6 protein-coding genes are annotated in these 5,257 nt (G+C 50.0%); all 6 read right to left on the reverse strand.

What is annotated here, in order from left to right; all coding sequences use genetic code 11:
- Positions 1-377: rod-binding protein (locus tag ACTG33_RS16095; protein WP_439136241.1), on the reverse strand; the 377-nt coding region annotated here is incomplete at its 3' end.
- Positions 374-1,480 (reverse strand): flagellar basal body P-ring protein FlgI, encoded by a 1,107-nt coding sequence (locus ACTG33_RS16100; protein WP_439136246.1) that lies wholly within the window; start codon positions 1,478-1,480, stop codon positions 374-376. The genes ACTG33_RS16100 and ACTG33_RS16095, both read right to left, overlap by 4 nt.
- 64 nt (positions 1,481-1,544) lie before the next feature.
- A complete protein-coding gene (gene flgH, locus ACTG33_RS16105; protein ID WP_439136242.1) occupies positions 1,545-2,273 on the reverse strand; it encodes a flagellar basal body L-ring protein FlgH in 729 nt (242 codons plus the stop codon).
- Positions 2,274-2,306: 33 nt separating this feature from the next.
- Positions 2,307-3,092: a flagellar basal-body rod protein FlgG gene (gene flgG, locus ACTG33_RS16110; protein ID WP_439136243.1), complete on the reverse strand. Its 786-nt coding sequence runs from the start codon at positions 3,090-3,092 to the stop codon at positions 2,307-2,309.
- A gap of 121 nt (positions 3,093-3,213) precedes the next feature.
- The gene (gene flgF, locus ACTG33_RS16115) at positions 3,214-3,948 is read right to left on the reverse strand and encodes a flagellar basal-body rod protein FlgF (protein ID WP_439136244.1); all 735 of its coding nucleotides are present in this window, start codon (positions 3,946-3,948) and stop codon (positions 3,214-3,216) included.
- Positions 3,949-4,160: 212 nt separating this feature from the next.
- Positions 4,161-5,257: flagellar hook protein FlgE (locus ACTG33_RS16120; RefSeq protein WP_439136245.1), on the reverse strand; the 1,097-nt coding region annotated here is incomplete at its 5' end.

The following is a 5,257-nucleotide window of genomic DNA, read 5'->3' on the forward strand; positions in this document are numbered from 1 at the left end:
TCTCTGGCTGAAGCATCAGTCTCCACAGGTGAGCCACCTTGCTTCAACTGACGAACCATGGCTTCGGCAATGCCAATACCCTGATTGGATAAACTCAACGTCAGCTGTTGATCAAACATCTGCTGGTAAAACTTCATTTCGCTAGAGCCAGACATTTCTTTGTCTTCAAAGGCAGCGTTGGCATCTCGCATCGACTTCATCATCATGCCCAGAAATACAGATTCAAACTGCTGAGCCACTTGTTTAAGAGCCTGGTCTTTATCCGCAGCATCGCCTTTATTCAACTGCTTGATATTCTGCAAACCTGACAAGTCGGTATAGACACTGGTATCTGTGCCTAATCCGGGCTGCATACTGTTGAATCGATCAATACTCATATGACGATAAGATCCGCTTTAAGTGCACCGGCCTGTTTCATGGCTTCCAGAATTGCCATCAAATCACTGGGAGCTGCACCCACCAGATTCACGGCTCTGACTATACTTTCCAGACTGGTTCCAGCTTCCAGCTTGAACATGGGGTTGATTTCTTCTTCCGCCGACACTTCGTTCGTCTGTGGCACAACGACAGTCTGTCCTTCAGAGATGGCACCCGGCTGACTGACCTGAACACTTTCAGAGACACTCACCGTCAAGCTGCCATGAGTTACAGCCACGGGTTCAACCTTCACGTCCTGTCCTACAACAATGGTTCCGGTACGAGAATTAATCACAACGCGGGCAGGCGCTCTGCCCGTTTTCACTTCAATATTTTCAAGCAAAGATAAAAAATTAACTTTTTGCGAAGGGTCCAATGGCGCATTCACCATAATCGATGCTGCATCCAGAGGCTTTGCCACATCCGGCCCCAGCATATCGTTGATGGCTTTGGCAATGTATTTTGCCGTGGTGAAGTCCGAGCGATGCAAGTTAAAAATAATCGGAGAACCATCGGCAAAACTATTCGGCGAACTTCTTTCCACCATAGCTCCATTGGGAATACGGCCAGCGCTGGGAATATTAACGGTTAATTTGGAACCATCGTTGCCTTCAGCGCCAAAACCGCCAACCAACAGACTACCTTGTGCAATAGCGTAAACGTTACCATCCAGAGCTTTCATGGGTGTCATTAACAAAGTGCCGCCACGGAGGCTTTTTGAATCACCAATGGACGATACGGTAACGTCGATTTTTTTGCCTGGTTTGGCAAAGGCCGGCAACTCTGCACTGACCATCACCGCAGCCACATTTTTCAGGTTATAGCGCGTACCAGCAGGAATCGTGATACCAAACTGCTTAATCATGTTATTAAAAGACTGAGCTGTAAATGGTGCCTGGTTGGTCTTATCACCGGTACCATCCAGTCCGACGACCAAACCATAACCCAGCAATTTGTTGGAACGAATACCCGCTATGTCAGCCAAATCCTTGATGCGTTCTGCGCTGGCAAACGGTACCCCAGCACTCAATACGGTCAGCAACACAACGAGACAAAACATCATGATCGAAGCTTTCATGTCAGACATCAGTAATCTATTTTTCATCGGAAGCTATCTCGCACAGGGCTCAAAGAGGCCAAATTGGACTGTTGAAGAACTGACTCAACCATCCCATTTGATTGCTATTCGCCAAATCACCAGTTCCACTATAGGAAATTCGGGCATTGGCCAAACGATTCGATAACACAGTATTATCAGGCGTCACATCATCGGGACGAACGATCCCACTGATGCGAATATATTCATCACCGCGGTTCAGGGTCATCCACTTTTCACCGCGTACCACCAGGTTTCCATTCGCAAGCACTTCGGCAACAGTTACCGTGATATTGCCTTCCAGCCTGTTGCTCTGGTCAGCATCGGATTCACCGGAGAAGTCACGACCCTGACCAATATCTGTATCCAGATTCAAATTTTTAAACGTTGGATAGGTTCCCAATAATGGGCCCGCATTCAGCGAGTTATCGCTCTCTTTAGCGATCGAAACGTTGCTGGTTTTTTGAGAAACGGTCCGTTCATTCAAAACAACGGTGATCACGTCCCCAAGACGGTGAGCCTTATTGTCTGAGAACAGTTCCAAACCGGTCCCGGAGCGGTACAAAGATCCAGCGGCCTGGGGAACCTCCTGGCGGCGCTCTCCCAATACAGGAGCATAAGCCGGATCACCTGGCTCAACTGTGTTATACACCGTACAACCAGACATCATGGATACCATCAACACTGGCACCAGAGCCGCAGGCTTACTCAGCGCTGTTGGCAGAATGGATACCGCTTTTTTTGCTATAGCAATGAACATGATGTGACCTATCGTTTCGCCTACTTTAAATAATTACAGATTTTGGCTGATGTACTGCAACATCTGATCTGCGGTTGAGACAACTTTTGAATTTAACTCGTAGACACGCTGTGTTGTGATCATATTGACCATCTCTTCTACGATGTCGACGTTAGAGTTTTCCAAAGCGCCTTGTTTTACTGCTCCCATTCCATCCAGGCCGGCAATACCGGTGACAGGGTCACCACTGGCAGCAGTCTGACGAAAAATGTTGCTACCCATAGCCTGCAAACCTGCTGGATTGATAAAATCGGCTAGTTCAATTTGGCCAAGTTCCTGCGGATCTGCCTGGCCATTAACAGTGGCGCTGACGGTTCCGTCATCACCAATGGTTAACTGTTGAGTGCCTTCTGGAATGACGATGGAAGGCTGCAATGGCAGCCCTGCGGCATTTACAATTTCGCCCTCTGCGCTCAGGTGAAACTCACCATTGCGGGTATACGCGAGCTCACCGTCACCGCCCAGTACCTGGAAGAAACCTCGGCCATTAATGGCGATGTCCAGACTGTTGCCCGTAATCTGCATGCTGCCCGACGTAAATTCTTTCTGTGTGCCGACAATACGGGTACCCGTTCCCACCTGCAGACCCGATGGCAGCTGTGTATCCTGAGTTGATTGTGCTCCAGGCTGACGCTGGACCTGATAAAACAGATCTTCAAACACCGCCCGCTCACGTTTAAAACCAACGGTAGAAGCATTCGCCAGGTTATTTGAAATTGTACTGAGCTGAGTATCCTGTGCACTCAATCCTGTTTTACTGATGTATAGAGCTGGAATCATACGGTTACCTATTCGTGTTCTTGATTTTGGTGACTGTTGTTTTGATAAACCGTCGCTATAAACCCGTTACGTTAAACCCCTGGCTGAAGCGACAAAATGCTGACGTTATTTCGCTTCAAAGCTAACCTTGCAATAACCGCGCCGAAGCTTCGGAATTGCCTTGTACGGTCTTCATCATTTTGACGCTAAGCTCGTACTGGCGGGACAATGCCATCACATTGGTAAACTCACTGATGGTGTTAACGTTGCTGCCCTCAACAAAGCCGGACTGGATCCGGACGCTGCCGTCCACGGGCGCCAGATTGCCGTCTTTCTGACGAAAAAGGCCATCTTCGCCTTTGACCAGATCAGCGATATCCGGTTTGACCAAACGAAGACGATCCAGTTGAGCCTGGTCGAGAGGCGTATCACCGGTGGTAGTGATCGTGCCATCAACACCGATATCGATCTTGCTGTTGGGGGGAACAAACACAGGGCCGCCATCGCCCAGAACCGGTAAGCCATTTCCGGTGAGCAATTGACCTTGTGCTGTAATCTGGAGACTGGCGGAACGCGTGTAAGCCTCGGCACCATCCAACCCTTGAACCGCGACAAACCCCTCCCCTTCAATGGCAAAATCCAGATCATTACCTGTCTGAATCAAAGGGCCCTGGGAAAAATCGGTCGCTGGGTTTTCTGTCAGCGCGTAGGCGCGGGTAGGGTAACCTTCGCCGTTATACACCGGCATACTACGAGCCTGAGCAAAGTCGGCACGAAAACCATTAGTGTTGGCGTTAGCCAGATTGTTGGCGTGGACCGCTTGCGCCATCATGTTGTGTTTGGCGCCGGTCATGGATATGTATAGAGCCTTGTCCACTGCGAATCTCCTCTGTCACTTTCCTCAAAGGCGACAAACATTGCCGCTTTTGAACTGTTAACAGAGTTATTGCAAGGAGCAGGCCAATTTTAAATTGGGAGAATTTTTCGGAGGGGCAAGCGAACAGACATGCCCCTGTTCCCCTAACCTAAACCCGAATCTAAACCCAAGCCTAGACCTGAATCTAGACTTGAGCCTAACCGTCAAAGTACTTAGATATTCAGAATCGTTTGTGTCACCTGATCGGCTGTCTCAATGGTCTTGGCATTGGATTGGTAGTTGCGTTGCGCAATGATCAAGTTAACCAATTCCTCGGACAAATCCACATTGGAATCTTCCAGAGCACCCGACTGAATCGAGCCCAGAGCCGCTGTTTGCGGCGCTCCGACTAATGGAGTACCCGACTCAAATGACTCCGACCAACCGGTCGACCCCTGAGGCTGCAGCCCTTGCTCGTTGTTAAATCCGGCAATGGCTACCTGTCCGAGAACCTGAGCCTGACCGTTAGTGAAACGGGCAAAGACCACACCACCGTCATCAATACTGACGCCGGACAGGCGCCCCGTGGTAAAGCCATCCTGCCTGACATCATTGATACCAAAGTCAGAACCAAATTGCGTTGAACCGGCAATATTGATCGCAAAGTTGGAGGAACTTGCCGGTGTTGGCAGCGGCAAGGTTGCGCCGGGCTGCGCCCCCAGAGCACCGTTATAATTGCCGTTTTGATCCAGCGGCGTCCAGTTATCAATGACAAAGGACTGATCCGAGGTCGGGTGCAAGCTGCCATCGCTGGCGAAACGCATGGCGTATCCTTGTGGATCCCCTGCTGCATCTTGTGGACCTACGTTCTCGCCGTCGATCTGAACGTACATGGTCCAGTTGTTAGACGTCGTGGCAATACTGGTTGCCGCATCAGTGGTTTCATCAGCAGACTCTGTGCGTCCCTTGACGAAATACTGAGTCATAACATGAGGATTACCCAGGCTGTCATAGATCGTGACAGACGTAGCTGAGTTATAAGTATCCGGATCTGTAGGATCAAATTCTCCTGTGCGACTGTCTACGGCAAGAAGTTCACCCGCATCCACCACATCATCGCCGTTTGCGTCGTTACTCAAAACCAGACCATCCCCCAAGGTTACCGAGACAGTTGAAGCGGCTGTGTCAGCGGTTGCCACAACATCCAGTCCCAACTCTTTGCCTCTGGTGTTGAGAGCATCCGCCACACTCAACGGTGAAGTGAGATCCACCCCGGCCAAAAGCGTATCCAGATCCATAGTCCCTGTTGTGGTGTGCAGCTCTAATCCCG

It is taken from the genome of Pseudomaricurvus sp. (assembly GCF_965662505.1).
Classification (GTDB): domain Bacteria; phylum Pseudomonadota; class Gammaproteobacteria; order Pseudomonadales; family Cellvibrionaceae; genus Pseudomaricurvus.

Excerpts from the sequence above, each read along its gene's own strand:
- flgH (WP_439136242.1), bottom strand. The coding sequence starts at position 2,273 with ATGTTCATTGCTATAGCAAAAAAAGCGGTATCCATTCTGCCAACAGCG.
- ACTG33_RS16100 (WP_439136246.1), bottom strand. The coding sequence starts at position 1,480 with ATGATGTTTTGTCTCGTTGTGTTGCTGACCGTATTGAGTGCTGGGGTA.
- flgG (WP_439136243.1), bottom strand. The coding sequence starts at position 3,092 with ATGATTCCAGCTCTATACATCAGTAAAACAGGATTGAGTGCACAGGAT.